The sequence below is a fragment of the Nostoc sp. genome, from assembly GCF_036917675.1.
Lineage (GTDB): Bacteria > Cyanobacteriota > Cyanobacteriia > Cyanobacteriales > Nostocaceae > Nostoc.
On the sequence record NZ_JBALCT010000053.1, the window covers coordinates 268595 to 283268 of the forward strand.

At 41.7% G+C, this 14674-nt stretch carries 12 protein-coding genes; 7 read left to right on the top strand and 5 right to left on the bottom strand.

What is annotated here, in order from left to right:
• Nucleotides 1-33 precede the first annotated feature (33 nt).
• Nucleotides 34-993 (bottom strand): protochlorophyllide reductase, encoded by a 960-nt coding sequence (locus V7K31_RS20970; protein WP_335096593.1) that lies wholly within the window; start codon nt 991-993, stop codon nt 34-36.
• Between the two features lie 191 nt (nt 994-1184).
• Here V7K31_RS20970 and V7K31_RS20975 point away from each other — a divergent pair, with 191 nt between their 5' ends.
• On the top strand, nt 1185-2546 hold the full coding sequence (locus V7K31_RS20975; RefSeq protein WP_335096594.1) for a lipid-A-disaccharide synthase-related protein: 1362 nt from the start codon (nt 1185-1187) through the stop codon (nt 2544-2546).
• A gap of 132 nt (nt 2547-2678) precedes the next feature.
• Here V7K31_RS20975 and V7K31_RS20980 read toward each other — a convergent pair whose 3' ends face one another.
• A complete protein-coding gene (locus tag V7K31_RS20980) occupies nt 2679-3401 on the bottom strand; it encodes a response regulator transcription factor (protein WP_300412224.1) in 723 nt (240 codons plus the stop codon).
• A 298-nt stretch (nt 3402-3699) separates the two neighbouring features.
• Here V7K31_RS20980 and V7K31_RS20985 point away from each other — a divergent pair, with 298 nt between their 5' ends.
• The 3 genes from V7K31_RS20985 (at nt 3700) to V7K31_RS20995 (ending at nt 7119) form a co-directional block, all read left to right on the top strand.
• Nucleotides 3700-3921 (top strand): hypothetical protein, encoded by a 222-nt coding sequence (locus tag V7K31_RS20985; RefSeq protein WP_335096595.1) that lies wholly within the window; start codon nt 3700-3702, stop codon nt 3919-3921.
• Between the two features lie 700 nt (nt 3922-4621).
• Nucleotides 4622-5956, top strand: coding sequence for an ATP-binding response regulator (locus V7K31_RS20990; RefSeq protein WP_335096596.1), 1335 nt, complete (start codon nt 4622-4624; stop codon nt 5954-5956).
• 38 nt (nt 5957-5994) lie between these two features.
• Nucleotides 5995-7119, top strand: coding sequence for a hybrid sensor histidine kinase/response regulator (locus V7K31_RS20995; protein WP_335096597.1), 1125 nt, complete (start codon nt 5995-5997; stop codon nt 7117-7119).
• Nucleotides 7120-7448: 329 nt separating this feature from the next.
• Here the strand turns inward: V7K31_RS20995 and V7K31_RS21000 are convergent, their stop codons facing one another.
• The 3 genes from V7K31_RS21000 to V7K31_RS21010 form a co-directional block, all read right to left on the bottom strand.
• Nucleotides 7449-8339: a hypothetical protein gene (locus V7K31_RS21000; RefSeq protein WP_335096598.1), complete on the bottom strand. Its 891-nt coding sequence runs from the start codon at nt 8337-8339 to the stop codon at nt 7449-7451.
• Nucleotides 8340-8346: 7 nt separating this feature from the next.
• The gene (locus V7K31_RS21005; RefSeq protein ID WP_335096599.1) at nt 8347-9693 is read right to left on the bottom strand and encodes an AAA family ATPase; all 1347 of its coding nucleotides are present in this window, start codon (nt 9691-9693) and stop codon (nt 8347-8349) included.
• A 164-nt stretch (nt 9694-9857) separates the two neighbouring features.
• On the bottom strand, nt 9858-11297 hold the full coding sequence (locus V7K31_RS21010) for an RtcB family protein (RefSeq protein WP_335096600.1): 1440 nt from the start codon (nt 11295-11297) through the stop codon (nt 9858-9860).
• Nucleotides 11298-11676: 379 nt separating this feature from the next.
• Here V7K31_RS21010 and V7K31_RS21015 point away from each other — a divergent pair, with 379 nt between their 5' ends.
• The 3 genes from V7K31_RS21015 (at nt 11677) to V7K31_RS21025 (ending at nt 14639) form a co-directional block, all read left to right on the top strand.
• Nucleotides 11677-11871 carry a heavy-metal-associated domain-containing protein gene (locus tag V7K31_RS21015; protein WP_334832436.1) on the top strand — a complete coding sequence of 65 codons (195 nt, stop codon included), beginning with the start codon at nt 11677-11679 and terminating at the stop codon, nt 11869-11871.
• Nucleotides 11872-12067: 196 nt separating this feature from the next.
• Nucleotides 12068-14392, top strand: coding sequence for a heavy metal translocating P-type ATPase (locus V7K31_RS21020; RefSeq protein WP_335096601.1), 2325 nt, complete (start codon nt 12068-12070; stop codon nt 14390-14392).
• 19 nt (nt 14393-14411) lie between these two features.
• On the top strand, nt 14412-14639 hold the full coding sequence (locus tag V7K31_RS21025) for a hypothetical protein (RefSeq protein WP_335096603.1): 228 nt from the start codon (nt 14412-14414) through the stop codon (nt 14637-14639).
• Nucleotides 14640-14674: the final 35 nt, after the last annotated feature.

Here is a 14674-nt window from a genome sequence, read left to right on the forward strand (position 1 = left end):
ATACACGCATAGTAACGCCAAGCCCTATGCCAATCACGCAAGTCCAACCAACTTTGCGCTTAATTCCCACATCCGATCGCCTTTGTCGTCATCGCGGGCTTGAGGAGAAACCTTTTGAACAAAGGACTTACCATCTTTTTTTTGCCGATTTCCCCAACTCCAATAAACACCCGATTGATTATACTCAGGATCGGCAACTACCGCCGCAACCCGTTCTCCCGCCAACTCCTGAGACACATATCCCCCAGTGATGTACTTCTGAAATAATGGGAAAATTTTCTGAAACAGAGGATAGTGGTTTCTAAATAGCGGCGTTTCTGCAACACATCCCGGATAGAGAGAATTGAAGACGATACCGGTTGACTCGTGATAGCGCTCATGCAGTTCCCGCATAGTCAGCACGTTGCAAACCTTACTATCTTTGTAAGCTTTGACTGGTTCAAATTTCTTACCATCAATCATTGATATTGGCTCTTTAAACCCTTCTGCAAAGCCTTTTAGTTCGCCCAAGTCGGGACGCGGCGGAATCTTCCCACCCAACTCGTCTGGATTGTGAGTGACAGTTCCTAAAATGACGAGCCTTGGCTCTGAAGATGACTTTTTGAGATCCTCTAGCATTAGGTTGCACAATAGGAAATGTCCAAGGTGATTTGTCGCAACGCTTAACTCGTAGCCTTCTGGACTGCGTAACGGCTCCTTTATTAAGGGCATATAAATTGCGGCGTTGCACACCAAAGCATCTAGGGACTTGCCAGTTGCTCGGAAGTTCTTCACAAACTGTCGAACGCTTTCCAAGGAGCCAAGGTCGATATGTATGCTGGTATAACTGTTGTAGGGAATTTCCACAGCTTGGGCAGCTTTTTGTGCCTTCGCTAAATCCCGACAGGCTAACACCACATACCATCCCCTTTCAGCAAGAGCTTTTGCAGCATACAAACCCACGCCCGAAGAGGCACCCGTAATTACAACCGTTGGCTTCTGATGGTGTTCCATTCTATTCAGCTTTTATTGACTGTCTCTAGGATCTCACACCAGTGAGTTTTACCAACTATTTTTGTCAAATTTAGGAAAATATTACTTTGGCCGCTTAATCTTGTCATCAAAAGTTTACGAAAGTTCCCGATTACGAAAACCATTTACAGTGTAGCCCAAGCGATCGCTGTTAATTTTGATATTTTGTTTCTATGAGTAATCTATCTCGGTTATCCCTAGCTTCTAACTCACAAGCTACAACTTCTCCTTTGCGGTTACTTGTATTAAGTAATGGTCATGGGGAAGATGTAATTGCAGTTCGGATTTTGCAAGAACTCCAACGACAATCAAACCCACCAGAAATCTTTGCTTTACCTCTGGTAGGTGAAGGACGTGCTTATCAACAGTTGGATATCCCTCTGATCGGTTCAGTCCGCACTATGCCTTCTGGCGGCTTTATTTATATGGATGGACGCCAATTAGCGCGGGATGTACGCGGTGGTTTAGTGCAACTTACCCTCAGCCAGATTAAAGCTGTCCGCCGTTGGGTGAGTTCTCAAAAAAAATTAGGTAATAAAAGAGCGATTTTAGCTGTGGGAGATATTCTTCCCCTGTTGTTTGCAACTTTCAGTGGCGCTAATTATGCTTTTGTGGGTACAGCGAAATCTGAATATTATGTGCGGGATGAAGCTGGACTATTACCACGGAAATCTTCAGGTGCGCGTTGGGAAAACTTTTCCGGTTCAGTTTACCATCCTTGGGAACGTTGGTTGATGAGTCGTCGCCGTTGTCAGGCGGTGTTTCCTAGAGATGCGCTGACGACGGAAATATTAAAACAATGGCCAATTCCAGCTTTTAATTTGGGTAATCCCATGATGGATGGTCTAGAACCGACGTTTTCACGCCAACAATTCTATAGTCAGGATAGCCAACAGCAAGAGACAGTTCGGCCTTTTATGGTGACTCTTCTTCCTGGTTCCCGTCTGCCAGAGGCATACGCTAACTGGGAAACAATTATGATTGCCGTATCTGCTTTGATGGCAAGTTTCCAGGAGCGAGATTCGGTGTTTTACACTTCTGGCACAGTAGTATTTTTAGGTGCGATCGCTCCTACTTTAGACTCTCATATTTTATCTCAAAGTCTGCAATCCCAAGGCTGGCGAACTGAATCAGCATCTCCTATCCAACTTCACGATCCAAATGTCTTGACATTTAAACAAAGAAATGTGTATCTACTGCTGACACAACAAGCCTATAATGATTGCTTGCATTTGGGAGATTTAGCGATCGCAATGGCAGGTACAGCTACAGAACAGTTTATCGGTTTGGGGAAACCTGCGATCGCGATTCCCGGTAATGGGCCACAATATAACCCTACCTTTGCTGAAGCTCAAAGTCGTCATTTAGGCTCATCTTTGATTTTAGTCGAGCAGCCAGCAGAAGTTGCCAAGATTGTCCAGTCCCTCTTCAAAGATCCTGATATTTTGCAAATTATTGCCGAAAATGGTCTGCGACGCATGGGTAAATCTGGAGCCGCACTACGCATTGCAGAATGTTTACAGGAACGATTTTGAATGGGGATTGGGCATTGGGCATTGGGCATTGGGCATTGGTTAATCTTCCTCATTTCCCCCACTTACTCACTCCCTCACTCCCTCACTTCCTCACTCAGCACTCCTGACTCAGCACTCCTCACTCCTCACTCCTCAAGCCACCAACCCAGAACGTAGCGCCCTCACAGCAGCTTGAGTACGGTCATCGGCACACAGTTTATTTAGAATATTGCGAACATGGGTCTTTACAGTACCAACTGTAATGTAGAGTTTTTCCGCAATTTGCCCATTGCTACACCCAGCTACAATCAACTCTAGGATTTCCAATTCCCGTTGAGTCAGGGGGTATGTTTCCAAAACTTGCTCGTATTCTGTCGCCAGCGCTTCAATTTTTACAGTCTTCGGCTTGTCCGAATTTTGGCTCTCTCCAGGAATACCTTGCCGCATCTTCCGCAATACCACGTTGGCAATTGCCGGATCAATCCAAGAGTTACCGGCGTGAGTTGCTTGTATTGCCTCCGTTAATTTACTGATACTTGTTTCTTTCATATAATAAGAATCAGCACCCGCCGCAAAGGCTGCAAGTACAGCATCCTCTGTATGATCCATTGTCAGGATCAGAATCTTTGTAGTCGATTGCCCAGTTTCAGCTTGGTAGCGTTTGAATTTACGGGTCAGTTCGATGCCATCCATGTCAGGCAAGCCGATATCTACAACAGCTACATCTGGCTTTGCCGTTTCTAAAAGTTTTAATCCTTGGGTAGCATTTGCCGCTTCGCCAATTACTTTCAATGCACTGTGAGACTGTAATGCTGCTCGTAGCCCCATTCGCGTTAAGTCATGATCTTCAATTAAAATAATGCTAATTTCATTCATCGCTACACTCACTTTTTCGCTGTTTGCCTCTTTCAATGTATTACCTTTTGTAAGTGCTATCTCTTATTTTCCCATACCAAAGATAGATGATATTTCCAAAAGTCTGCATCCACCGAGAGAAATAATAAATACCCGATTTTTGGATATTTCGATAGAGGACAAATCTAGCTGGGGATATATGGATACTTGCACAAAAAGTATGAAATATTGAAACGAATCCCAAATTGTTCCCCCTTGCTTAGAATTCAACTTTGAGTTGGTATGTTCCATTAGTTAATTCTGTATAAAGCTTATAAAAATGGACAAATTACAAAAGGTCAAAGTTGCCTTACGAGAAAGTGAACAATGGTTTCGAGTGATTTTTAAACAAACTTTTGGATTCATCGGATTGATGGAGCCAATAATAATCCTTATGCAAGGGAATCAGACAGCATTAAAATTTGGTGGAATCGCCAGCAGTCAAGTAATTTGTTGTCTTTTGGGGGAAGCTTGTTGGTCTGACTTTTCACGGGATATGTAGGTTTCGCCCTCTTCTTTTCCACAATAACGTGAAAAGTCAGGCTCGATGGTATTCTTCCTAAAGTTCAAGGGAATTCTTGGTAATTTTCCCAACAGTGCAAGTCCGCGATCGCTAGGAAAATAGTAACATAGGTCTGGCGATCGTTAAGAAAATTGTCGAAATTCCAGGAGGGAGGATTACTTCAGATTCACAAATAGCTATAGGCAGTACTTTCTTTTTCATCTGGTCTAACGAATCTGATGGTTGAAACCGCTCAAGCTTATGGTAGACGATAATGGTGTGCAACTCTCACCAAGGGCTGACGACGGTCGCTTGCTGACTCATTTATAATTGTTTTAAGCTTAAATAAAGTATTTGATTTTACTTTATATCTAGCTCTGTTTAGTGTATTCAGTCCAATAGTTTTCGGTTTATTAATTGCTAATTTTTTGAAAGCCATTGGTGATTTGCTAAGAGTTTAATTTCAATACTTTGGTAAATTAATTAGATTCAGGATACAACAGACTGAATTTACCTTTGACTTTTCCTAACTTTGTGGAGATAATCACAACGCTCAACAAGTATTGGATATTGTGCGAAATGCCTTAGTCAATCAAGTTACAGATTTTAGATGTCCGAAAATCTTATATTATTTAGTTGGATAATCTGAAAAAAGAAATGTTATACATCAACCTATGTTTGGCGGCGAAAATAAAACACGATGGAAGAGACGCTGAAAATTTTGGTTGTAGACGCTGAGGAAATAGACCGGATGGCAGTCCGTTCTGCCCTGACTAAAGCAGGTGTTCAAATGGAGCTGTCTGAAGTAAGCGATGGCAATCATGCGTTTTCTGCCTTAAGCACTACTGCCTATGATTGTGTTTTCCTCAACTATCACTTACTAAACCAGGATGCACTAACCTTGATTCAACAGCTACGTTCTTCAGAAATTAAAGTTCCTTTAGTAGTCTTAACTGATCAAAGAGATGAAGAAATTGCTGTTCAATTATTGAAAGCTGGTGCCACAGACTATCTTTCTAAGTCTAGAATATCTCCAGAAAACTTGACACAAGTTTTGCGGAGTGCGATTCGGGTTTATCGGGCTGAAATGCAGGCAGCTTTAGCAAACCAGCAGCTCAGAGAAACTCATGAACAACTCAGTCGTAAGAACCAAGAATTGGAGAGACAAGAGCAATATATTCAAATGCAAAACTTCAACCTATTGGAGGCATCAAAGCTAAAATCGGATTTTTTGGCAACTATATCCCACGAACTCAGAACGCCGATGAATGCGATTATTGGTTTTTCGCAAATACTGCTGCGTCCCAAGTTCACTCAACTAACGCACCAGCAAGCAGATATGATTGAGCGCATCTTGAATAATGGCAAGCATTTGCTGATGCTAGTCAACGAAGTTCTCGATTTTTCTAAGCTGGAGGCAGGACGATTAGACTTAAAGGCGGAAATATTTGATCTATCAAAGGTAATAAATCTCGCCGTTGGTGAATTGCGTTCCCTAGCTGATGCCAAAAATCTATCATTGTTCGTGCAAACGGATTTGCAAAATATTTTGGTATTTAATGATCCAATTCGTGTCAAACAGATTTTAATGAATTTGCTCTCCAACGCTATTAAGTTCACCGAGTCTGGTGAGATTTGGGTTGAGGTTAAGGAACTGGCTGAAAATCGAGTGGTAATTCAGGTTGGGGATACAGGTATTGGCATAGCACCCAAAAATTTTAAACGTATTTTTGAAGCATTTCGGCAAGTAGATCAAACTATCACTCGCAAATATCCAGGTACAGGTTTGGGTTTGGCAATTATAGATTCACTGGTACGAATGATGGGCGGCAAAATTTTTCTTGAGAGCAAATTGGGGATCGGTTCAATGTTTAAAATTGAATTGCCACGTCAAATCACAATGTCGAATGTAGCAACTGATGCTCGATCTTCACAGTTAGATGCTGACGGGGTTTTTTGCTCTGCTAAAAATCAGCATCATTCATCTTCTCAAGCCAGTAAAGCATCAACAGGATATCCGAAATTTAAACTATAAATTAGTTCCAAAAAGAAACTGATAAAACTTGATAAATCATGTCTGAAGTTGAAGATAATAAAATATATCGTATCCTCGCAGTTGACGATATTCAAGATAATCTCATTTTGGTTCAAGCAATTTTAGAAAGTGAGGGGTATGAAATTGATTTAGCTTCAGATGGAATAAAGGCTTTGCGGAAAATTGAACAATCTCCACCCGATCTGATTCTGTTAGATGTGATGATGCCGGGAATAGATGGTTATGAAGTCACACGTCGGATTCGGAAGAACCCTGCAATTTCTTATATTCCAATTCTGCTGATTACTGCCTTTCACGAATCCAGCGTTGTCCAAGGTTTGGATGCTGGTGCTGACGATTTTATTCGCAAACCATTTGATACTGATGAACTACTGGCAAGAGTGCGATCGCTATTGCGTCTCAAGCACAGTCTTGACGAACAGCAAAAAATGGCCCGCCAACGGGAAGATTTTGTTTCTCGTCTGACTCATGATTTGCGAACTCCCTTAGTAGCATCCGATCGCATGTTGAATTTGTTCGAGATGGAAACATTCTGCAAAATTTCGCCGGAAATGAAACAGGCGATCGCAGTCATGATTCGCAGTAACCAAAATTTGATGGACATGGTAAACACCCTGTTAGAAGTCTATCGCTTCGAGGCAGGTAAAAAAACGTTGAATTGGGAGATATGCGATTTATGTGAGATATCTCAAGAAGTAGTCAGCGAACTGAGTCCTTTAACTAATGAAAAAGGCTTGACTCTAGAAATAGATACCAGTGAATTAGAACCACTGAGTAATAAGGCTGGGATTATTATGGGCGATCGCTTGGAACTACGGCGGGTACTAAACAACTTGATCGCAAATGCCATCAAATTTACAGATATAGGAGGCATAACAATCCGCATTTGGGAAACATCACCTCATCCAGTAAATCCAGATTTGGTAACAATTGAGGTACAAGATACAGGATATGGGATTGCGCCAGAAGATCAGGCAACAATTTTCGAGCGATTTCGCCAAGGTAGAAATAAACGCTCAGGCAGTGGCTTAGGGCTACATCTATCCCACCGGATTGTCGAAGCGCACGCTGGAACCATCCAGGTAGCCTCTGAAGTAGGTAAAGGTAGTTTGTTTACTGTGCAACTACCTAAAAACACTTAGGAACGGGGATTTAATAAAATTCAAAACCTCACCCCCAACCCCTCTCCTTATTAAGGAGAGGGGAGATTTTGACTTTTGTCAAAGGCGGGGTGAGGTTAAAAACCATATTTGGACGTTATTTAATTCACATTCCTTAAGTTCTTCTTCTTCAAATTTAAGCCATTCTCATTTGATGATTTCATCACCACCAAGGAAAGAATCTTTTAACAATAAAGTTGACTGCGTTCTGACCGAGTTAAGGAAAATAAACTACTGATAAAAGCTGAGATGTTTAATGTGTCAAGTTAGTATAGTAAATGAAAGATTACAAGCAATCTTGCTCATCTGAATTATCTGCCAATACGAGCAAGTAAGCTCTGAAATAAAACTTCTTGAGCTAACTTTTCAACATCAATACATACTAATAAGCTCCCTGCAAGAATCTCTGAATTGTAAGAACTCCTGATTTCCTTCCTCAGATAGGGTCTGATGTACCAACACAAAAGCTCAGTAAAATCATGCCCATGAATTTTATATCGTATTTCTATCAGTTCTTTTGCACGTAATTCTTCGAGTTTAATTCTGAATATCGATTCTTGTGAGTGATTACGATTACTATTTAAATATTTATTAATGAAAGTTGTGGAATCAAACTGAATCTGATTATTGTTTTTATTCAAATTACAGCAGTCACCAAATTTTTCAAGCCATCTCATATTTAATTCAAGTGCTTCATTGGTAGCCCTAATTAAGAATAAATCCTCTAATACTCTAGATACTTGATTAAGTACTTCCCTAGCTCTGGGCTGAGATAAACGTAGTCCTAAACGCAGGTATTTATCTAAAACAACCTCGTTAAATAGGTATATCTCAAGACACGAATAATCAGTAAATAATAGTAAATTACACTGATACTCTTTGCCAAATAGCAAATCAAAATCTTTATCTGCAATACATGTAAGATGCAGAGGAGTTTCTGATAGTTTATCTTGTATATATAGGGCAAGAGCAATAACACGACTTCGATTATTGTCTTTTAATCCTTGTTCAAATAATAATTGGGCAGGAATTTCAACTGTATCAATTTCATAAACAACGAAACCTTGATGTTCTTTTTGGTCTAAAAACCATTCTATCAATAGCTTATCTGTCTTACCTTCAACATATATATCACACAGATCAGGCGCAAGTTCATATCTAGTTACAAGTTCGTCAAGCGTGCGTCGTGTTTCATTCTCCATTTCTCAATTATTTCCCCATCTTCACAAGCTTAACGACATTGTTATTGTACTGAGAAAGTAATTCAATTGAATGAGTAGCTAATATAAATTGAACTTGGCTTCCTTTTGTCAGTTCAAGCAATGCATGAATAAGTTGACGCTGCCATTTGATATTTAGTGATATTTCTGGCTCATCAATAAGAAAAATTGTTGCTTTATCTCTCGCCGTCAGAGTATTACAAAAAAGTAGTAGGAGTTGCTTTTCTCCTGAAGAAAGCGTTTCTGGAGATAATTCTTCTCCTTCCTCAGTAAATATTTTTAGTCCGTCTCTGACATGCAACCTTATATATTTATCACGAAAAAATAAATTATTGATTGTCGTTTCAAAAATGGTCAATAAATTTTGTGTATCCTGGAGAGCATCAAAACGTGCTGTTACACTATCTAAATAAGGTTTCAACACTCTTGATATAATTGAAGAATCGGTTTTAGTATTAGATTTTAGTACGTTAATAATTTTTTGAGTATCTAATGGTGACATTAACCCAAAACTAGAAAAATCTTTACTACGATCCTCATGAGCTTTTAGCTCACTGATTAGCATTTCAGGTGATTCTGATAATTCTTCTTCGACTAAACTTCCTGAAGTCTGAAGAATTCTTGTAATAATTTCTTCGTATATATTATGAACATTTGCGTCTCCTTGATTAGCTCCTCTTAATGCTTGGTCACGAATCCATTCTTCAGTTCTTTGAATAGATATCCTCAGCGTCAACTCTCTATTTAAACTGGGCTTTTCTTCTAGAAGATTAACCATTCTTGACAACCAAATTTGCTTGGATCTTTCTTCATCTTTAAGTTCTTCTTGCCCATCAAATATATCACTATCTAAAACTCTATCGTCACCTAAAAAAAACAGACTCAATCGCATTTTTATAAAGGTCTTATAGAGTTCATTCTCTTGTATTTTTTGTATAACTTTTACATCATTATCTACGGGAATTTCAATAGAAAAAATTACATGATTCTTTTCTAGGAGTTTAAATTGAAATGAGCCAATCAAATTATCATTTTTTCGGCTAGCAATAATGCTTGTTCCGTCAGCTAGAAAAACTGAAAAGTTGGCAAAAGGAGTCTTTGCTAAAAAAGTAAGATGACCCTTACCTACGTTGGTTGATAACAGGTGAAATAAAAGTTTAAGGATAGTCGTCTTACCAGAACCATTGTCACCATAAAGGATAATTAGTGAAGAATCTATGTGAGGATTATTATCTTTTTTTGCCAAAGTATATGTATACTTACCAAAAAGCCCTTCTACTTGAATGCGAACTACAGATAGGGGAAGGCTAGCTGTGTTTATATCGAGCATCTGCATAAAATTGCTGTTCCTTATTTGAAGAGATAGGGTTGTAAAAGCTGAAATTTCTTTTACTCCCCTAATTACACTTTATCGTTCAATCAGTTGGCAATAAACTCTTGAACTGCATTTAGACAAATCTAGCTGCAATAATTCATTGCCTTTGACTAATTCACAATCTCTTACGCCTTAAACGTCAACACCGGACTCAATCGCGCCACAACGTCCACCATTTCTGCCTCAACCTGCACATCAATCACAGACTGAATCGGTTTATAAGCGGCGGGTGCTTCTTCAATTCGGCGTTCTTGACGCAGGGTAATGCAGTCTACCCCCGTTAATCCGAGTTCTGCTTCACTCTGAGATGCACCTCTGCGGTTGAGATCGAAGCGAGAATAAATTCTTCCCGCCCCATGTGAGGCAGAATTACAAAATGCTGGATTGCCTCTACCCACCATCAGATAAGAATAAGCACCCATTGAACCAGGGATAATCACTGGTTGCCCTACATGGGCGGGACAAGCGCCCTTGCGTGTTACCCATCCCTGACCTTCTGGCAAGGTGATGTTATGTGGCAAGTCATAAACTAGAGGTGCTTCGACATCTTTGTATACTTCCCGCAAACGCAGACGCAGCAGTTCCGCTAACAGCAGGCGATTGACAAAGGCATAGTTAGCAGCAGTGGCTTCAGCTTGCAGGTAACTCGCAACTAGTTCGGGGTGAGAATGGGTAGAGAGAGGAAAAATCTGAGAATCAGGGTACTTCAGACCTTTTTGCCAAGTCGCCTTAGCTTTATCTCGCCACATTCCCCCAATATACTTACCCACATTTCGAGAACCAGAGTGAATCATAAACGCTAGTTGTCCCTCGCGCACTCCCCAGGCGTGGGCAAGTGGGCGATTTTCGACTTTATCAACCCGTTGCACTTCTACAAAATGGTTGCCGCCGCCAATGGTTGCCAGTCCGCCATCGCGTACTAGTCCGGCATCGGGAACCAATTCTTCAGGCGCAAGTTTCCAGTCACCATCCATTGAACCACCTAAGAAGATGCGATCGCTCTCTTGGGCAAGTTGTTGCAAATCAGACTTGACTACACTCCCGGTAGGCTGATTTAGCATCGCATCCAGCCAACCGGGAACTCCGTACTGAAATAGCGATCGCATTGCATCAGCAGTCATGGTCACATCACGCGTACCGAAGAAGTAATCCCCCTTCATCTTTTCTACGAATTGGTCACGCTTTGCCAGAAATTCCTCAATTGTTAAATCAACAACATGCAAACGCATCCCACAATTGATGTCAGAACCGACAGCGCCAGGGATGACTTGACCCATAGTTTCTACAATTGAACCAATGGCAACACCCGCATCACCTGGGTGAAAGTCAGGCGTAGCACAGGCACGACAAACACATCCACCTGACGGGTGGCGGACGCTTGCCAAATTCGCTAACTGCTTCAGTGCCTTAGCTTCTACGGGGAAGCCTTCTGGTAGTAACACTTCTGCTACAGGCGCATCAGGAGAATTAACTAAACGGACTGAATAAGTGCGATTATTGTAAGTTACATCTAAACCCTGCCGCTCTAAAGCACGCAGGAGACGTTTGAGATTTTTTGGCTGCATGAAAACTCCAAATAGAGCCTTAAAAAAGACCCTTTGTTGTGAAGAGAGTAGGAGACTTGGGTTCAGCAGCCGTGTCTCGGGTGTCATTTTCCCAGAATTGTGGGGAAAACAACAGGTTATATAGCCTTGATAACACATACTTGCATCGACAGACAAGTGTTTTGTAGTATTTTGTATTTTTAGCGATTTATATACTACGTCTGTAAAGAAATTTGAAGTTTAGCGAAAAACTTTTAAAATTCTCTAGACTCTCCAGCCGGCTAGAGAGTCTAGGATGAATTCAAGGCGACTTTCTTTGCAGTTATTTCTGACTGTTGACGGTTGTCCCTCAGTCATCCAGTTTGGTCTGGCTAAGTTATTTATTTTATCCCGTAAATCTATGACTCTCCAACTCACAGTTCCCAACATGGCTTGTTCTGTTTGTGCAAGCACCATCACCAAAGCACTTCAGGCAGTCGATGCCAATGCTAGCATTCAGGCTGATCCAACAACCAAGCTTGTCAGTGTAGAAACTCAAGCATCAGAAACAACAATTAAGGAAGCGTTGGCTGCTGCTGGCTATCCAGTTGCTTAATAGACTTCTTGCATAAATCAATAAATTTGAACCCCACCCCGTCAAAGCGTAGCTTTGTCTCCCTGCCCCTAATCCCCAGAGGGGACCCCGAGTTCCCCGCAAGCGAAGAAGGGATTAAGGCTGGGGTGTTTGGGACTTTTGCAAGAGGTCTAATGTTTAAAATCCTGCCACACCAATTACAGGGGTTCATCTAGTTATGGATACTCTCACACTCAAACTTCGAGGCATGAGTTGCGCTGGTTGCGCCAACAATATCGAAAAGGCAATTCGCTCTGTTTCTGGGGTGATTGACTGTAACGTTAACTTTGGAGCAGAACAAGCTACTATCAAGTACGATCGCTCTCTAGCCAGTTTAGAGAAAATTCAAGCTGCGATCGCAGCTGCGGGATACTCTTCCGACTCACTCGCAGAAGAAATACTTTCTGAAGAAGATGATGCCGAAAAAGCGAGTAGGCGAGCATTACAACGCAAACTCTCTCTCAAAGTAGTGGTGGGAGGTATAATCAGCATTTTCCTATTTTTGGGATCGTTGCCCATGATGACTGGGCTGAACTTGCCCTTAATTCCCAGCTTCCTGCAAAATCCTTGGATACAGTTAGTGCTGACAACACCCGTCGTGTTCTGGTGTGGCGGATCTTTTTACCGGAATGGCTGGAAAACTCTGAAGCGCCATACGGCAACGATGGACATGCTGATTGCTTTGGGTACAAGTGCAGCGTATCTATATTCTTTGTTTGTGACTGTTTTCCCGAAATTTTTTATTGCTCAAGGCTTGATACCTCATGTTTATTATGAAGTTGCCGCGATCGTCATTACCTTAATTTTGTTGGGGCGGTTGTTGGAAAATCGCGCTAGAGGACAAACTTCTGAAGCCATCCGCAAACTCATCGGATTGCAAGCCAGAGATGCCAGAGTTATCCGTGATGGTAGGGAAATTGATATTCCCATCGCCGAAGTCAGAATCAACGATGTAATTTTGGTACGTCCTGGTGAAAAGATTCCCGTAGATGGCGAAGTGATTACAGGCGCTTCGACGGTAGATGAAGCGATGGTGACAGGTGAAAGTTTGCCCGTCAAAAAGCAGCCAGGAGATGAGGTGATTGGGGCGACGATTAACGGTACGGGTGCATTTCAGTTTCGGGTAACACGAGTCGGAAATGATACCTTTTTGGCTCAAATCGTCAAACTAGTGCAACAAGCGCAAGGATCTAAAGCACCAATTCAGCGCTTGGCAGATCAAGTCACAGGATGGTTTGTACCAGCTGTGATTGCGATCGCGATCGCCACTTTCGTTATTTGGTTTAATTTCACGGGCAACCTTACCCTAGCAACAACGACAACGGTAGGTGTACTGATTATCGCTTGTCCTTGTGCTTTGGGTTTAGCTACCCCCACATCTGTAATGGTGGGGACGGGCAAAGGTGCAGAAAATGGCATTTTGATTAAAGGCGCGGACAGCTTAGAACTAGCACACAAAATTAAAACCATCGTCCTAGATAAAACTGGTACTTTGACTCAGGGGAAACCTACAGTTACAGACTTCGTGACTGTCAACGGCACAGCTAATGGTAATGAAATCAAGCTTTTACAGTTAGCAGCAACGGTGGAACACAATTCTGAGCATCCCTTAGCTGAAGCGGTTGTAAAATACGCTCAGTCTCAAGAAGTGAGTTTAATAGATGCAAAGAACTTTCACGACAAGCCTACGGCAAGCCACTTCGTAGCGATCGCAGGTAGTGGTGTGCAAGCAGTTGTTTCAAATCAGCTTGTGCAAATTGGTACACAACGCTGGTTAACAGAACTTGGAATTAACACCATAATTCTCCAGCAGTATAAAGATGCCTGGGAAGCTGCTGGTAAAACAGTCATTTTGATGGCTGTAGATGGCGAACTACAAGGAATCATGGGTATTGCCGATGCCCTGAAACCTTCATCAACAGCAGTAGTGAAAGCTTTACAGAAGTTAGGTTTAGAAGTAGTAATGCTCACCGGAGACAATCGTAAAACTGCGGATGCGATCGCTCTACAAGTTGGCATCCAGCGAATCTTTGCCGAAGTGCGTCCAGATCAGAAAGCGGCGATTATCCAATCTTTGCAAAGAGAGATACAGAGATTTCCCAAATCCAAAATCCAAAATCTAAAATCTAAAATTGTGGCGATGGTAGGTGATGGCATAAATGATGCACCAGCCCTAGCCCAAGCTGATGTGGGTATTGCTATTGGGACGGGAACAGATGTGGCGATCGCAGCTAGCGATATCACCCTAATTTCTGGAGATTTGCAAGGAATTGTTACAGCTATTCAACTTAGTCACGCCACCATGAATAACATCAGGCAAAATCTCTTCTTTGCCTTTATTTACAACGTCATTGGTATTCCCATTGCGGCTGGAATTCTGTTCCCCATCTTTGGTTGGTTACTCAATCCAATTATCGCCGGAGCTGCGATGGCTCTTTCTTCGCTTTCTGTTGTTAGCAATGCTCTTAGATTGCGTAACTTTCAACCAAAAACTACCTCATAATTGCAGGGTAATTTAGCAAATGTTCAGTAAAAAAATGCTTTGGGGAAGCCTTACAGCTTTAGTGCTGCTCACTGGAACATCAGGTGTAACATTAGCAGAAATGCCAGCCCACTCGTCAGAGCAAACCAGCCAATTTCAACGCATTGAGCAACCTTTGGGCTTGAAAGTTGGTGTTGCGATCGGTGGTTTAGCCTTAATTGGACTAGAGTTGTGGTGGTTTCTTCTCTATAAAAGTTCTGAGTCCTAAGTTCTGAGTAAAAAATGAATAAATTGTTTAAACTT

Excerpts from the sequence above, each read along its gene's own strand:
- V7K31_RS20970 (WP_335096593.1), bottom strand. The coding sequence starts at position 993 with ATGGAACACCATCAGAAGCCAACGGTTGTAATTACGGGTGCCTCTTCG.
- V7K31_RS20975 (WP_335096594.1), top strand. The coding sequence starts at position 1,185 with ATGAGTAATCTATCTCGGTTATCCCTAGCTTCTAACTCACAAGCTACA.
- V7K31_RS20980 (WP_300412224.1), bottom strand. The coding sequence starts at position 3,401 with ATGAATGAAATTAGCATTATTTTAATTGAAGATCATGACTTAACGCGA.
- V7K31_RS20985 (WP_335096595.1), top strand. The coding sequence starts at position 3,700 with ATGGACAAATTACAAAAGGTCAAAGTTGCCTTACGAGAAAGTGAACAA.
- V7K31_RS20990 (WP_335096596.1), top strand. The coding sequence starts at position 4,622 with ATGGAAGAGACGCTGAAAATTTTGGTTGTAGACGCTGAGGAAATAGAC.
- V7K31_RS20995 (WP_335096597.1), top strand. The coding sequence starts at position 5,995 with ATGTCTGAAGTTGAAGATAATAAAATATATCGTATCCTCGCAGTTGAC.
- V7K31_RS21000 (WP_335096598.1), bottom strand. The coding sequence starts at position 8,339 with ATGGAGAATGAAACACGACGCACGCTTGACGAACTTGTAACTAGATAT.
- V7K31_RS21005 (WP_335096599.1), bottom strand. The coding sequence starts at position 9,693 with ATGCAGATGCTCGATATAAACACAGCTAGCCTTCCCCTATCTGTAGTT.
- V7K31_RS21010 (WP_335096600.1), bottom strand. The coding sequence starts at position 11,297 with ATGCAGCCAAAAAATCTCAAACGTCTCCTGCGTGCTTTAGAGCGGCAG.
- V7K31_RS21015 (WP_334832436.1), top strand. The coding sequence starts at position 11,677 with ATGACTCTCCAACTCACAGTTCCCAACATGGCTTGTTCTGTTTGTGCA.
- V7K31_RS21020 (WP_335096601.1), top strand. The coding sequence starts at position 12,068 with ATGGATACTCTCACACTCAAACTTCGAGGCATGAGTTGCGCTGGTTGC.
- V7K31_RS21025 (WP_335096603.1), top strand. The coding sequence starts at position 14,412 with ATGTTCAGTAAAAAAATGCTTTGGGGAAGCCTTACAGCTTTAGTGCTG.